Origin of the sequence: Pseudomonas luteola NBRC 103146 (assembly GCF_002091675.1) — a bacterium.
In the GTDB taxonomy this organism is placed as follows: domain Bacteria; phylum Pseudomonadota; class Gammaproteobacteria; order Pseudomonadales; family Pseudomonadaceae; genus Chryseomonas; species Chryseomonas luteola.
In genome coordinates this window covers 16,486-30,543 of the sequence record NZ_BDAE01000025.1, presented here as the reverse complement: position 1 = coordinate 30,543, position 14,058 = coordinate 16,486, and the positions used below count along the sequence as shown (strand labels likewise).

The window sequence follows — 14,058 nt, the reverse complement described above, 5'->3', positions numbered from 1 at the left end:
GATCAATTCCTTTTGCCCAGTCGCTTGTGGGCCTGGAGCCTGAGCAATGTGTGAAGCCCAAATGCCGTCAGCACTGCGGCAAGCAACAACAACCCCATCAGGACCAGGGGCCGCTCACTGAACAGCCAGCGCACATACATGAACCAAGGCAACTCGCCATAGGTAAAGCGCAGCCCGGTACGAAAGCTCTCCACCTGACCATCACGGCCAAATAAGGCGATATCGCCTCTGATCTCGGCGCTGTGTTCCGGGCTGTTCAAATAGGTAATTACATTAGGCAGGCGCTCTGGCTGGCTAGCCAATGCCATCACAACGACGCGCTTGCTGTTGAGGGGTGACTGGCGGCTGACAAACCCCTGAAAATCCCTATAGCCCGCCAGCGTGTGGTCGGCTGCATCCATCTGGCGATCCCAGTCGCCCAGCAATACTGTTTCAAGCATGCCGGTTGGCGTGAGCGGCTCGATACGAAGCCGGTTCTGGGTGAGTGTGAAGGACGAGCCCTGGAACAGCGTCTTGAAATCCAGCCGATCACTGATCTGGCCGACCACCAGCCAGTCGCGGTCCGCGACTTCAGGCAGACGTGTGGTTCCCAAGAGCACGGTTGCGTTAAGGGCAGGATAGCCCGTGGCATCACCGAAACGCCCCATCAGCGTCAATAAGGCCTCAATCTCACTGGCGCGGGGTGAATGAGGCAGAATGAGCGCCGTCTGGGAAAGATCGGCCATACGTGTAAAGGGAAAGCCGGCGCCAACGAAGAAAGACAGGTTGGGCAGCTGTGAAAAGTGCTTGGCTCCACTCAGGTCAATCACTGAGTCACCGTCGATGTAGCTATGCGCTGACTCCGGCAGCACAAGGTTGCAGTCTTCGGTGCTGGTGACCTGCTGGTTGTAGTAGAACCCTAGCTGGTTATCGCCATAGATCAGATACGGTGGCACTTCGATCACCGCATCTTCCTGGCGGCTGGGGTAGCCCAGCAGTGACTTTACCTTTTCATACAGGCCCGGCTTGAGCACCGATACTGAACTCAGGTATTGCCCGTTAAGTGAGACATCCAGTCGGGAGCGTGCGGCGTCGTACCAATCCCCTTCGGGGAAGCGAAACCGTATGCGCATCGGCACATTGTCGCCTTCCCAGAGAAAGTTATCGGGTGCAGCGCGAAAACCTACCTTGATGACGCCTGGAAAGAGATTGTCGCTGGTCAGCGCCTCAGGCTTTGCCAGATCAGCGAAGCGGGTAACCTGATTGGAGATCCAGCGCGGCGCATCGTACGGCCGGCGGGCCGGGATCGAAAACGGCGCTAAATTAGCAGCTTCCCCTTTCAGACGATCCGACCTTAGTACCAGATTCTGAGCGGCGACGCGGACTTCCGATGCATCACGCCCCAGCACCAGCAGGAGCTTGCCCAGGGAATCACGGGGGTTATCGACCACGGCCAGCATAGGACCCTCAATCGCTGGCAGGGTCAAACCTGTAAAGGATTCGCGTGCCGTGCCAATGAGAACGGCATTCCCCATCGGCAGCTCATTGAAGCTGACCGGAAATTCAGCGCCACGAAAGCGGGACTGCATACCAAACCAGGAGGCGACCATCGCAGCGCCTTCTATCTCACCCGCTTCAGGTTGATCGGGCAGTACTACAGGCAGGCGCAGGCGGCTCATATCCGCTTCATCGAAAAATGGTGCCGGCAGCAGCGCCAGATCGCGCGTAATAGGCAGCCGCTCCAGAGCCAGCTCCAACGTGGAGGCAGGGTCTATTCTAGCCCACAGCGCAGGATGTAACGGGTTCTCACATTGCTGTGAATAATGCGCATCGAGGCGCAGGTTCAACCGGTTATAAGGCAGCAGGAGTAGCGGATTGATGGGCAGATCGACGTCCAGTCCCGAGGCGGTAGCAGGTACCAATGGAATGTTCTGAATCAGCTCATCGTTGACCGATACCTGCAGGACGCTGCTCCCGGTTAAAAGCTTGTCGGAATAGCTGAGGCGCAGGTGCAGCGTCGCGCCTGTAACCACCTGCTGGCGGTTGATGGAAAAAGCTACGCCCGCCTCCCCTCGCCGCCCCTTCAGCATCAGTGCGTCGGACACGCCCAACCGGCTAAGGCTGATCGATTCAACCCTGCCGGGCATAGCAGGCATGCCAGCAGAGGTTATTGTATTGACGGGTGGCGGCAAGGCCGGAAGCGGCGGAAGGGGCTGCTCATCAGCCTTGGACGGCAAGGAAATAATGCATAGCACAGCAACGACCACCAGGGCGGCGGCAGGCATCAGCGCCCTGGCAAATCCCCGTGGCTTGCGAGCATTGGTTGCGTTGCCAGGCGAGCGTCTGGTCGGCCGCCTGACCAGTAGCGCGCCCGATCGGATCACATTCCACAATGAGCGCAGCGGGTTATCTTCCTGTGTCGGGTGCGTCTTGAGCCAGGCATCTGGCCGCCCCATGACGATAGCCACCAAATCGCGGCGTTGGGCAATCGAGAGGGGCTTGTAACGCAACTGCACATAACCATCGCGGGCATTGACCATGTCTGTGCCCAGGATCAGAGGCGACTCGCCATACTGGATCTCGATCTCCTCGACTGGCGCGGACAACTCACCGCCCTTATAACGAAGCCGCGCACCACCCATGGAAATATCCACCGACTCGCTGCGCACCACACGGCCATCGGCCAGGTACATGAGAATCGGCAGATTGACAGCGAGCCGCACGGTCTGACGTACCTGCCGGGTTTCGAGTGCCGCCGCAATGGCCGCCAACAGGATCAACATGTTGAAGACTGTCCAGCCAATGTTGAGCATCAGCGTAAACAGATCCGGCCGAATTGCTTCGATCCAGAAATACTTGGCAATACCAAACAGGATGCCGGCACACAAAAAGCCCACCGTAATCAGGTGCGGCTTCACCACAGGAAAATCGAAGAAGCCCCGGTCCAGCAGATCGCCCTTGTCCGTCACGTTGAACTTGCCCTTCCTGGGGTTGAACAGCGTATAGAGCGTGGGCTTGATCAGGTGAAAGGCCAGCACCGTCTCGTAGATTTCCCCCCAGAAGGAATGGCGGTGTTTACCCTGGATACGGGCATTCGTCAGGATCGACAGCACCAGATGCGGCAAGGCATAGGCAAAAATGGTCTGCGCCGAGGCAGCGATGATGTTCTGTCCCAGCAGCAGGAAGGCCAGTGGCGATGTCAGGAAGACAAAGCGCGGCAGGGCAAACTGGAAATGCAGCATGGCGTTCAGATAGCAGAGCCGCTGAGGCAATGCCAGGCCCCGCCCGAGCAGCGGGTTATCCAGCCGGAAGATCTGCGTCATGCCTCGCGCCCAGCGCATACGCTGACCGACATGCAAGGCCAGGCGCTCTGTTGAAAGGCCTGCCGCCATGGGGACGCTGATAAAGGCTGTGTTCCATCCCTTGCGCTGCAGCTTGAGCGCCGTATGCGCATCTTCGGTTACGGTCTCGACGGCAAATCCGTTCGTATCTTCTAAGGCCTTGCGGCGGATGATAGCGCAAGAACCGCAAAAGAACGTGGCATTCCACAGGTCGTTGCCCTTCTGGATCGGGCCATAGAACAGCTCATCCTCACTGGGAACCTTGCCCTGGGTACTGAGGTTTCGGGCAAACGGGTCTGGCGAATAGAAGTGATGTGGCGTCTGCACCAAGGCGAGTTTGGGGTCATCGAGGAACTGCCCGACCGTGGCCTGCAGGAAAACCCGGGTCGTGACGTGATCGCAGTCGAAGATGCAGATCAGGTCGCCGTGGGTCTTGGTCATCGCATGGTTGAGATTACCGGCCTTCGCATGATTGTTGTCCGGCCGAACGATATACCCCACGCCTGCGGCAGCGGCATATGCACCAAATTCGGGTCGACGACCATCATCGAGCACATAGATCCTGAGCTTGTCGCCCGGGTAATTCAGATTCTGGGCAGCCAGGATCGTATCCTGTACTACGCTCAGGCTCTCGTTATAGGTCGGAATGTAGACATCCACGCTTGGCCACACCGAGGTATCGGCTGGCAGACGGCTGGGCCTGCGCTCAAGCGGCCAGGCACTCTGGAAATAGCCCAACAGCAGGATGATCCAGGCATAGACCTCGGCCAGGTACAGACCGATGCCCAGAACCCACTCCACGCCATTGCTGAAATGCAGCGTCTCAGTGGTACGCCAGTAGAGATAGCGTGTCGAAAGCGTGATCGAAATGACCACCAGCGTCAAAGTGATTCGGGAAGAAGGGTTGCGCTTGAGCACCATCGTAAACAGGATGGCAGCCACGCTCAGCAGCAGCTGCATCTCGATACTCATCGGCACCATGATGATCAGTGCAAGGATGGGCAACGCCAGAACAACAAGCCCGCTGGCTGCGAGCTTTCCGACTCCAGAATTCATCCTTGATTCCTCAGGAATACTGCCGTTGACGCGTATCAGATACAGGTGTGGTCTGCTGCTCAAGCGCGGCCAGCAATCGCTGCGCAAGCATATCGAGGTCATGGGCGGCGGCCGATGCCGAATCGAATGCGAAAACCGATTGCTGACTTGCCAGCGCCTCAGGCAGTGACTCGTCACGATGGATCATGCCCAGCAATGCGCCACCGCAGCGCGCCTGCAGAAACACCGAGACGTCTCGATTGAGGCGCCGCCGCCGATCCACCTGATTGACTACATAGCGCACGGTTTCCGTTCCAGCACTGCCAAAGAACTCACCGGATTCGATGTCCGGCAGCAATGCAACCGAGCCTGCATCGGCCAACAGTACCGCTATGCAGAGATCCGCCTGATGGATAAGTGCGCTCAGAGCAGCGCTTGGGCCAGGCGGCGTATCTGCCAATACAATCATATTGGGAATCGTGAGCAGATCTGCCAGCCCTTCCTTCAGAAAAGAAGGATCATTGAGCAGGCGGTGCTCGAACACCAGACGCGTCGTTGCGCTAACCCGTCCGTATGGCAGCACCTGAATATTGCTTGGAGAGGTTATCTTTAGCTGCCGCCAGTCTGCGCCCGCCAGAGCGCTTTCAACAAATCCCTGACTCAGCCCGAGCGGCAACCCAAAATGCAGGCGCAAAGCGTTCTGCACGTCGAAGTCAACCAACACTACTGGTCGCCCCAGACGCTGAAGTGCATACCCCAGGCTGGCCGTCACGGTCGTCTTGCCTACACCACCCTTGGGAGAGGCAACACAGATTAACGGCATGTGGCAATACTCTTAAGCAGCGCTTTCAGAGAGTCCTGAGGTTGAAGGTCTACCTCGTCCACTGCCGGTTTAATCTTGAAGATATTGCCAAACGTATGAGCGGCTGAGACAGGCTTGGCCTGGACACCCACCGGAGGAACGATGCCTGACGAGGGCTCACGCGCCTCTTGTAAGGGATTGCTCGTCACCGCTGGAATGGCCTCGGTAGAGACCGCAGAAGAAGAGTGGATAACAGGTAATGGCTGATCAACAGGCGAGGCAATGGCATCGAGAAGTGCCCACCCCAGCGTATCCCCTGCTTGAGCCGATGCCCCAGACTGCCGGTTCAGGTTTTCTTCATTAAGGCTGTTAATGTAGTCCCGGATGTCCCGCTCGCTCATGATAGCAATCGTCTGTATGGCAATTTGCTATCATTTTAATACCTAATGCACAATCGATCATTATCTTTTGCGATATTTGTCACATTATGGAGATCCGCCAGATAAATGGCTGTTTAATTCCTCCAGGCGGAAAGCTGACAACGCGTGCTAGTCATTTCACAGGCTGTATTGGCTATAAACCGGTTTGCTGCATAATGTCTGTTTCTTGTAACAGATCGCTCGGCTATCACCTTTTCATCTCGGCCCAGCCTTCTTTTGGGGTTTGTTAATGCTGAAATTCTTCCGCTCCGTTTCACTTGCGCTAGGCCTTCTGCCTCTGGGCTTACCCGCTCTGACCTACGCCGACACTACCGTGCTGCCACCTAAAGTGCAGCAGCTCATGCAAAAGAACAAACTGGCCAATGACGAGTTGTCCCTGGTCATGATTCCGCTGGATGCTGCCGGAAGCGCTGACTTTTACAATGCCGATGTTTCCGTAAACCCTGCTTCTACCATGAAGCTCATTACGACATTTGCGGCGTTGGAACTGCTAGGTCCTACCTATCAGTGGAAAACGGAGTTCTACACCGATGGCCAGCTCCACAACGGAGTGCTCAACGGCAACCTTTATCTCAAAGGCGGTGGCGATCCAAAGCTGAACATGGAAAAACTGTGGCTGATGATGCGTGATCTGCGCGCCAATGGCGTCACCCAGGTCAACGGGGATCTGGTTCTGGATCGCGGCCGCTTCATCAAACCTGAACTTCCTGTTTTCAACGATGACGGCAACGATGAGAACAAGCCGTTCCTGGTTGGCCCGGATGCCTTGATGGTCAATCTGAAGTCGGTCCGCATGGTCATTCGTGCCGATGACGGCAAGGCCAGCGTCTCGATGGACCCACCCTTGACCAACGTGCGGATCGAAAATCAGGTCAAGGCCGTAGGCAAGGGCAAATGCCCGGCGTGGCCTGAAATACGGTTCAACCCAGTCACGGAAGCGGACGGCACTGCCCTTATCGTGACGGGCAACCTGCCTAGCGGTTGTAGCGCTCAGAGCTACCTGTCACTGCTGGATCACCCAAGCTATACCGCAGGTGCCGTACGCGCCATCTGGAAGGAACTGGGCGGCACCATCATGGGCAAGGACCGGGAGGGTACGGTACCCAAGAGCGCAGAGCTGCTGGCTCGCTCCTTTTCGCCTGATCTGGTCGAGATCATTCGCGATATCAACAAATACAGTAACAACACCATGGCGCGACAGCTGTTCCTGTCCATTGGTGCCCAATACCGCACCAGCGCGGACGCGAATGATGGCGTAGCGGCGCAGCGTGTGATTCGTCAGTGGCTGGCCCGCAAAGGTATCACCGCCACGCACCTGGTCATGGAAAACGGCTCGGGACTGTCCCGCGATGAGCGCATCAGCGCGCGGGAAATGGGCCTGATTCTTCAGGCAGCCTGGCGAAGCCCCTATGCCTACGAATACATCTCTTCCCTGCCCATTGCAGGCATGGATGGCACGCTGCGCAAGCGCCTGAAGAATACACCCCTGCTCGGACAGGCCCACATGAAGACGGGAACGCTCAATAACGTACGCGCTCTGGCCGGCTTCAGCCGGGATGCCAATGGCAGGACGTGGGCGGTGGTTGCGATTCTGAACAGCAGCCGTCCCTGGGGTGCGTCCAGCGTACTGGATCAGGTTATGGTGGATCTGTACAACCGTACCAAGCAGGACAGCACTGCTGCTCGCTGAGAACAGCGGCTACGGGAGGGCTTCAGCCCTCCCGCTCCCAGGCACACCGTGCCCGTAAGTCATCTTCCTGTGGGCTATGGAAGCCTTTCTCAGATTCCCAACGGAACGTATGAGTACCGCTCAAGCCGGTTTCCAGATGCACCACGGCGCTAGCCCAATAGAGGCGTTTGAGCAGGGCCTCGAACTCTTCGACCCATAATTTCCACTCATACTCGACGCCTTCATAACTGGCGCCAAAGTGAATGACCTGGGTTTTATAAAGACCTGCGCCGGCCTGCTCGCACTGGCTGAACATCTCCCGCCCCAGAAATGCCCAGGAATCATGAGGGAGATTGGCCAGGACACGACGATTCAAAGCCCGGCGCATCCGGCGCTCCATGGAGTCGCTCGTCGGCCAATCCTTGATGCAGCCATACACTATGGATTCCGAATCCACGGAACACTCCCTCTTTGCTACTCCTTGGGCTTTTATCACAGCCGCCTGGCCGATTAAACGCCGCGCAACACCTGAATGATCGCTCCGTGATGCAAGGCACTGAGACGAGTGAAATAAGAAGAGGTAGCGCAGAAAAGACAAAACCAGAGCAAGCAACGCTTGGCTCTGGTTTTGTCTCACAACTGACATCGGCAAGGCAGGCCGGTGAAGAGAACCCTACTCTCTTGCACCTCTTTGGGCAAGAATTTTCTCCTACGCACCAAACAGGGGCAAAAAGCAGGGAATAGCCTGTCTCAATCGATTCTTAAGCAATTGATTATAAAAGACTTTTAATCTTTAAGTCGTCGATGCTAGATCATTCCCAGCAACACCAGCACGAGCAGTACGACCAGCAACACGCCCACGATTCCGGACGGGCCATATCCCCAGCTGCGCGAGTGCGGAAACACGGGCAATCCACCAATCAACAGAACAAGCAGGACCAGAACCAATATGGTAGTCAGCGACATGATGCATCTCCTTATAACCGCTACGGGAATCCACGGCACAGGTCACTTCCCATCACCGAGACCGGAAAAGCTCGGGGAATAAGAAAAAAGCGTACCTGTACTATCGGACTGCTACCCCTGCGGAAAAGTCCTGCAACCGCTTCGCTTGTTGACGAGAAGCACACTGTTTTCTGTTTAGTACGGCTTGGGCACAGGCCCCTTCAATAATTTAAGAAACATCAGCGAAACCGTTTGTGCATCTCCAAGCGCGGTATGCCGCCCCGTCACCGGTATGTCCAATGCCCGCGACAAGGTGTCAAAGCGCAAATCCAGGTGCACATCGGGAAACAAGCGGCTGACCTTGCGATGATAGAGGGCCGACACTTCGATCCGGGGATTCGTCAGCCTGGGCATCCCGTAACGGCGGAAATGACGACTGAGCACTGCGATATCAAAGGATACGTAATAACCCAGCAGCGGGCGATTTCCGATGAAGTCTTGCAGTTGTCTCAGGGCATCCCGGATATTGAGCTGCCCCTCCAGATCCATCCGACGTAGCTTGTGAATGCGGATCGATTCGGCGTCCAGACTGGGTGGCGGCTCGACGTACAGCTCAAGACGTTCCCCTACCTGCATCTTCCCCTGTCGAATGAGTATGGCACCCACACTGAGAATATCGGCCCGACGCGGATCAAGGCTGGTCGTTTCCAAATCCAGCGAAACGATCTCATCGGCGTCCATCGGGTCATGCCACCACCAATGCAGGCGTTGCCGCCAAAGGGGCCAATGCAAATCAGGTCTTGAGATGTAGGCAGCCATCAACGCGTATCCAGATGAAACAGACGTCCCAGGGTTTGCTTGAATTTTTTAACTACATGGAGGCTGAAGCGCAGCAGGTCTCGCTCGGCCCGGCTCAGGATCGACACATCGATACCTTGCGTTAATCCACTCCTGTCGCCTGCCAACTGCTGTGACAGCCGTAGCTGCATGAACAGCTCGAAAGCCTCAGCGAGGTTATCGGCCATGTTTCGATCCAGAATGCCTCGCTCGCCTAGCATCTGCAGTCTGCCCAAGGTGCCACGCACCATCAAACCGTCTCGCAGAGCGAGTATTCGGGTCCCATGAACGATCGGGAAAAGACCTCCACGCTTGATGTCCAGGCGTTCGCCAGATGTTTTGAGCCCACCAAACAAGGTCAATGGCGTATCGAACTGTAAGGCAGCCAGCGCCATATCGCTCAGCCAGCGCTCCCCCGGGCTAGACCACACGCTCAGCTGAGCCTGCACAGCCATAAACCAATGCTCATTTCCGGCTACAGGGTGGGCATCCATCAGAATGGACAGACGCAGCAGCTGCTCAGGATGCCCCTCGCGGGCGGCCTTCAGAAGCTCATGCCGCCACTCGCTAACAGGCTTGCACCACACCGCATTCGAGGCCATTACCCTTCCTGGGCATTGAGGATAACCAAACCCCATGAGTGCCTCGTTGAAGCGGGCCATCCAGGCCAGAGCTTCCTCGTTTGCAATGTCGTCCGCATGAATCAGCGCATTATCCTGATCGGTCTTGAGCAGTTGCTCTCCTCGCCCCTCACTTCCCATGACCACCAGGCAACAACGGGAGCGATACGCTACAGGAACACACTGCTCGAAGACGCGCGCCAGCAACTGCTCATTCAGTGCGCTAACAAGTTGCATGATAAAGCGCAGCCGAATGCCGTTACCCTCCAGAGTAGCAATCAGTATATCCAGGGTTTCGGCGGCTCGCTGCAACTCATCTAGCGTTTCGGCGCGAGCGATCCGCAGCGCCAGAACATGAGAGTGGGTGGAAAAGAGACTCAGCACTTGGGTCAGATGCAGTAGGCCGACTGCCTGATTACCTTGCCTGACCACGACCCGCTCGATGCGTTGGCGGGTCATAAGAATCATGGCATCGAATAGAAAGTCGCCCAGCTCTACAGAAGCCAACGGCTGATGCGCCAGCGTCCCGACAGGTGTCTCGTCACCCAGCCCCTGTTGAAAATGGGCAACCATCAGGTCCGTTCTGGTCACAATACCCAGCCCTTCAAAGCCGTCTTCCAGCCGGACCAGCAACGCATCGGCGCCGACCTTTAGCTGCGTACGGGCGGCCTCGCCCAATGACAGATCGGCACCGACTTCCACCGCAGGCATCAGATGCTCACGGGCAATGCGAGTCAGAATGAATTCCGCCAGATTCTGCCCGTCCCGGCGTGCCAGTTGCCGCTTGGTGGCAAGGCTTGCCTGGAAATAAGAAGCAAACGAGGTATTTCGCTCGCACAGTTCATGAAACATCTTGGCGTTGAGTTCGTAGACGATGCTTTCCTCAACAGCTCGATAGGCATGCCGGGTCTGTCCATCAAAAAGCCCCCGCACATCAAAGAGATCGTCCGGCCCATAGTGTGCAAATAGCTGGTCGTCCTTGCCACGCTCCTCAATGACACCCTTCAGCACGATATAGAGTGCAAGCGTGACGCTACCCGGCTCGATCAGTATCTCGCCAGGCACGTAGTATCCGACCGATAGCGCCGAGCGAAGCAGGTTACGTTCATACTCACTGAGTGTATCGAACGGGGCTGCCTCGAAGTTGAAATTATCCGGCATGACGCGAATTCGCCTGAAATGAAAACGGCAGGCCCTGACGAGCCTGCCGATTCAGTACGACTTAGTGAGCCACTGCGCCGGAAGCGCCAAGACCCGTCTGAGAGCGAACGAACTGCGGGAAGAATCGAGCACGCTCTTCATCGGCTGCGGTAGATTTGTCCGTAATCGAGAAGAACCAGATCCCGATGAACGCTACGAGCATGGAGAACAGTGCTGGATACTCATAAGGGTAGATCGCCTTTTCATGACCCAGGATAGTGACCCAGATGGTCGGGCCCAGAATCATCAGAGCTACCGCTGTGATCAGCCCCAACCAGCCACCAATCATGGCACCTCGCGTGGTCAGTTTCTTCCAGTACATGGAGAGCAGCAGTACCGGGAAGTTACAGCTGGCCGCGATCGAGAAAGCCAGACCCACCATGAAGGCAATGTTCTGTTTCTCGAACAGAATACCCAAGCCGATCGCAACCACGCCCAGCGTCACAGTGGTGATCTTGGAGACACGCAGCTCATCCTTTTCGTTGGCATTGCCTTTCTTGATCACGCTGGCATAGAGGTCATGGGACACCGCCGAGGCACCCGCCAGGGTCAGACCTGCTACCACCGCCAGGATGGTTGCAAACGCTACCGCCGAGATGAACCCCAGGAAGATGCTGCCACCCACCGCGTTGGCCAAATGCACCGCCGCCATGTTGTTGCCACCAATCAGGCCACCGGCAGCATCCTTGAACGCAGGATTGGTGCTGACGAGCAGGATCGCGCCGAAACCGATGATAAAGGTCAGGATGTAGAAATAACCGATGAAACCGGTAGCGTAGAACACGCTCTTGCGGGCTTCCTTGGCATCACTCACCGTGAAGAAGCGCATAAGAATGTGCGGCAGACCTGCTGTACCAAACATCAACGCCAGACCCAGAGAAAAGGCTGAGATCGGGTCTTTTACCTGACCACCAGGACTCATGATGGCCTCGCCTTTCGGATGGACCGCGATAGCCTGGGAGAACAGCGCACTGAAGTCGAAGTTGACGGACTTCATTACCATGACGGCCATGAAGCTTGCGCCCGAAAGCAGCAGCACCGCCTTGATGATCTGTACCCAGGTGGTTGCTAGCATGCCACCAAACAATACGTACATCACCATGAGGATGCCGACCAGGATCACCGCCACGTGGTAGTCAAGGCCGAATAGCAGCTGAATCAGCTTGCCCGCACCCACCATCTGAGCGATCAGGTACAACGCCACCACCACCAACGAACCACAGGCAGACAGGGTACGGATTTCCTTCTGCTTGAGACGGTAGGAGGCAACGTCGGCAAAGGTGTATTTGCCCAGGTTACGCAAGCGCTCGGCAATCAGGAACAGAATGATCGGCCATCCGACCAGAAAGCCGATGGAGTAGATCAGGCCGTCATAACCCGACGTAAATACCAGCGCGGAAATACCCAGAAAGGAGGCGGCAGACATATAGTCGCCTGCGATTGCCAAACCATTCTGAAAGCCCGTGATGCGACCGCCAGCAGCGTAGTAATCTGCCGCTGAACGGTTGCGTTTGGAAGCCCAATAAGTGATCCCCAATGTCCCCGCCACGAAAGCAACGAACATTACGATAGCGGCCACGTTCAAAGGTTGCCGTTGAACGGCACCGGTCAACGCATCGGCAGCCCAGGCAGCCGGAGCGAACAGAGCCAGTCCCATTACTGCAGAGAGAGGCGCTTTCATTATTGAACCTCCTTCAAAATGGCACGGTTAAGCTGGTCGAATTCACCATTGGCACGGCGAACATAGACACCTGTCAGGATAAAAGCGGAAAGAATCAGACCGACACCGATCGGAATTCCCCAGGTAATCGGACTATCCGGGTTGATCCGAGCACCTAATACATGTGGCGCAAAGGCGATAAGCAGGATGAAGGCGACGTAGAGTCCTAACATGATTAGGGAAAGCAGCCAGGCAAAACGCTCACGCTTGGCAACCAGTTCTTTGAATTGCGGATTTTGTTCTATCCGCCGGTAGATGCTGTCGTTCATTATTGTTGTCCTCACAGCGTGACGGGGATCGTCGATTTGTACTCTAGGCTACCGGCACCTGACAGCCAGACGACTTTAGTCGTAACCGGGATAAAGGGACTGTTTCGCGAGATAAAGGGTAGAGGCTTAAAAGTGCGACCCTACAGCCCCGCTGACGCGGCGGGACTGGAGCGGTCGGCATATGGCTCGGATGCCGAATACGCTTACGGCGGCAACAGCAACGTGGGCTATCCGACCTGATCAACCATAGCTATTTGTGTGACGGCATGTGTCTCGAGAGTTGTCGGCGGGCCCGCTAGTAATCCCACAGACTGCGCCACCCCTCCAGCGGATGATGCCCTTCGGCATCGAGCACCGAGACGCTAGCGGTCATTCCGGCACTCAATTGCACCTCCGGCGGCACATCCAAGAGCTCTACGCGGACCGGAATACGTTGCGCCAGTCGTACCCAATTGAACGTGGGCTGAACTTCCGCCAATAGCTGCTCGTCCGGGCTTGCGTTGCGGTCGGTGATTCCGCTACTGATGCTGGCCACACGCCCCTTGAGAATCCCCTTGTGGCTCATCAGGCGGATATTGACGGCATCCCCTACTGCAATATGCGGGATCTTGGTTTCCTCGAAATAGGCCATGACGTAGAAAGAGCGCGTATCAACCAGCGCCATGACAGCTTCACCGGTACGTACGTAGTTACCTTCGGCAAATCGCAGGTTCGTGATGCGCCCTTCGCGAGGCGCCAGCACTTGGCTACGCGCCAGGTTAAGCTCCGCCAGCCGGATATCCGTCAGCGCTTCCTGATACTGACTCCGTGCCACGGCAGCGTTAATCTGCGCATTTTCCCTGTCTTCGGCACTAATGGCGCTGACACCCAGACGATTACGGCGCTCAGCCTCGCTCTCACGCAGGCGCAGCTGCTGTTTGCGTGTATCGGCAACGGCACGGGCGTGGTTGAGCGTAGCCTGGTATCGCTCCCGGTCGATCTGCATGATCAGATCACCTTTCTTGACCAGCTGATTATCCTTGACAGGCAAGCGAGTCACCCAACCGGCCACATCGGGCGAGACGACTACGACATCGGCTCGAACACGTGCATCACGCGTCCAGGGCGAGAGCATGTAAAACCGCCACAGCCATAGGCCAGCCAGCACGGCCACTATCACCACGACCACTGTAATCGCTACACGGGCCACCTTGCGCATCAT

At 56.6% G+C, this 14,058-nt stretch carries 11 protein-coding genes; 1 reads left to right on the top strand and 10 read right to left on the bottom strand.

Annotated features, from left to right (window positions below):
- Positions 1-2: 2 nt before the first annotated feature.
- From bcsA to PLU01S_RS20755, 3 genes are read right to left on the bottom strand one after another with little or no spacing between them, the layout of a single operon-like run.
- On the bottom strand, positions 3-4,376 hold the full coding sequence (gene bcsA / locus PLU01S_RS20765; protein ID WP_074823599.1) for a UDP-forming cellulose synthase catalytic subunit: 4,374 nt from the start codon (positions 4,374-4,376) through the stop codon (positions 3-5).
- 10 nt (positions 4,377-4,386) lie between these two features.
- The gene (bcsQ, locus tag PLU01S_RS20760) at positions 4,387-5,178 is read right to left on the bottom strand and encodes a cellulose biosynthesis protein BcsQ (RefSeq protein WP_074823596.1); all 792 of its coding nucleotides are present in this window, start codon (positions 5,176-5,178) and stop codon (positions 4,387-4,389) included.
- Positions 5,169-5,558 carry a hypothetical protein gene (locus PLU01S_RS20755; RefSeq protein WP_074823594.1) on the bottom strand — a complete coding sequence of 130 codons (390 nt, stop codon included), beginning with the start codon at positions 5,556-5,558 and terminating at the stop codon, positions 5,169-5,171. The genes bcsQ and PLU01S_RS20755 overlap by 10 nt, the downstream gene beginning before the upstream one ends.
- Positions 5,559-5,826: 268 nt before the next feature.
- Between PLU01S_RS20755 and dacB the strand changes: the two genes are divergently transcribed.
- Positions 5,827-7,287 carry a D-alanyl-D-alanine carboxypeptidase/D-alanyl-D-alanine endopeptidase gene (dacB, locus tag PLU01S_RS20750; protein ID WP_074823591.1) on the top strand — a complete coding sequence of 487 codons (1,461 nt, stop codon included), beginning with the start codon at positions 5,827-5,829 and terminating at the stop codon, positions 7,285-7,287.
- 22 nt (positions 7,288-7,309) lie between these two features.
- On the opposite strand, the gene PLU01S_RS20745 is transcribed toward dacB, so the two are convergent.
- The 7 genes from PLU01S_RS20745 to PLU01S_RS20715 form a co-directional block, all read right to left on the bottom strand.
- Positions 7,310-7,723: a hypothetical protein gene (locus tag PLU01S_RS20745; RefSeq protein ID WP_074823589.1), complete on the bottom strand. Its 414-nt coding sequence runs from the start codon at positions 7,721-7,723 to the stop codon at positions 7,310-7,312.
- A gap of 350 nt (positions 7,724-8,073) precedes the next feature.
- A complete protein-coding gene (locus PLU01S_RS20740) occupies positions 8,074-8,232 on the bottom strand; it encodes a DUF3309 family protein (RefSeq protein WP_010795077.1) in 159 nt (52 codons plus the stop codon).
- Positions 8,233-8,406: 174 nt separating this feature from the next.
- A complete protein-coding gene (locus PLU01S_RS20735) occupies positions 8,407-9,030 on the bottom strand; it encodes a 3'-5' exonuclease (RefSeq protein ID WP_074823586.1) in 624 nt (207 codons plus the stop codon).
- Positions 9,030-10,829, bottom strand: a complete 1,800-nt coding sequence (locus PLU01S_RS20730; protein ID WP_074823583.1) for a DUF294 nucleotidyltransferase-like domain-containing protein — start codon at positions 10,827-10,829, stop codon at positions 9,030-9,032. Before PLU01S_RS20730 ends, PLU01S_RS20735 begins: the two co-directional genes overlap by 1 nt.
- A 61-nt stretch (positions 10,830-10,890) precedes the next feature.
- Positions 10,891-12,549 carry a cation acetate symporter gene (locus PLU01S_RS20725; RefSeq protein ID WP_074823580.1) on the bottom strand — a complete coding sequence of 553 codons (1,659 nt, stop codon included), beginning with the start codon at positions 12,547-12,549 and terminating at the stop codon, positions 10,891-10,893.
- Complete coding sequence (locus tag PLU01S_RS20720; RefSeq protein WP_010795081.1) at positions 12,549-12,857, bottom strand: DUF485 domain-containing protein; 309 nt, start codon at positions 12,855-12,857, stop codon at positions 12,549-12,551. Before PLU01S_RS20720 ends, PLU01S_RS20725 begins: the two co-directional genes overlap by 1 nt.
- A gap of 295 nt (positions 12,858-13,152) precedes the next feature.
- Entirely contained in the window at positions 13,153-14,055 is a 903-nt protein-coding gene (locus tag PLU01S_RS20715) for an efflux RND transporter periplasmic adaptor subunit (protein WP_019365826.1), read from the bottom strand.
- Positions 14,056-14,058 lie beyond the last annotated feature (3 nt).

Coding starts and splice junctions, on each gene's coding strand:
- bcsA (WP_074823599.1), bottom strand. CDS start 4,376: ATGAATTCTGGAGTCGGAAAGCTCGCAGCCAGCGGGCTTGTTGTTCTG.
- bcsQ (WP_074823596.1), bottom strand. CDS start 5,178: ATGCCGTTAATCTGTGTTGCCTCTCCCAAGGGTGGTGTAGGCAAGACG.
- PLU01S_RS20755 (WP_074823594.1), bottom strand. CDS start 5,558: ATGAGCGAGCGGGACATCCGGGACTACATTAACAGCCTTAATGAAGAA.
- dacB (WP_074823591.1), top strand. CDS start 5,827: ATGCTGAAATTCTTCCGCTCCGTTTCACTTGCGCTAGGCCTTCTGCCT.
- PLU01S_RS20740 (WP_010795077.1), bottom strand. CDS start 8,232: ATGTCGCTGACTACCATATTGGTTCTGGTCCTGCTTGTTCTGTTGATT.
- PLU01S_RS20735 (WP_074823586.1), bottom strand. CDS start 9,030: ATGGCTGCCTACATCTCAAGACCTGATTTGCATTGGCCCCTTTGGCGG.
- PLU01S_RS20730 (WP_074823583.1), bottom strand. CDS start 10,829: ATGCCGGATAATTTCAACTTCGAGGCAGCCCCGTTCGATACACTCAGT.
- PLU01S_RS20725 (WP_074823580.1), bottom strand. CDS start 12,549: ATGAAAGCGCCTCTCTCTGCAGTAATGGGACTGGCTCTGTTCGCTCCG.
- PLU01S_RS20720 (WP_010795081.1), bottom strand. CDS start 12,857: ATGAACGACAGCATCTACCGGCGGATAGAACAAAATCCGCAATTCAAA.
- PLU01S_RS20715 (WP_019365826.1), bottom strand. CDS start 14,055: ATGCGCAAGGTGGCCCGTGTAGCGATTACAGTGGTCGTGGTGATAGTG.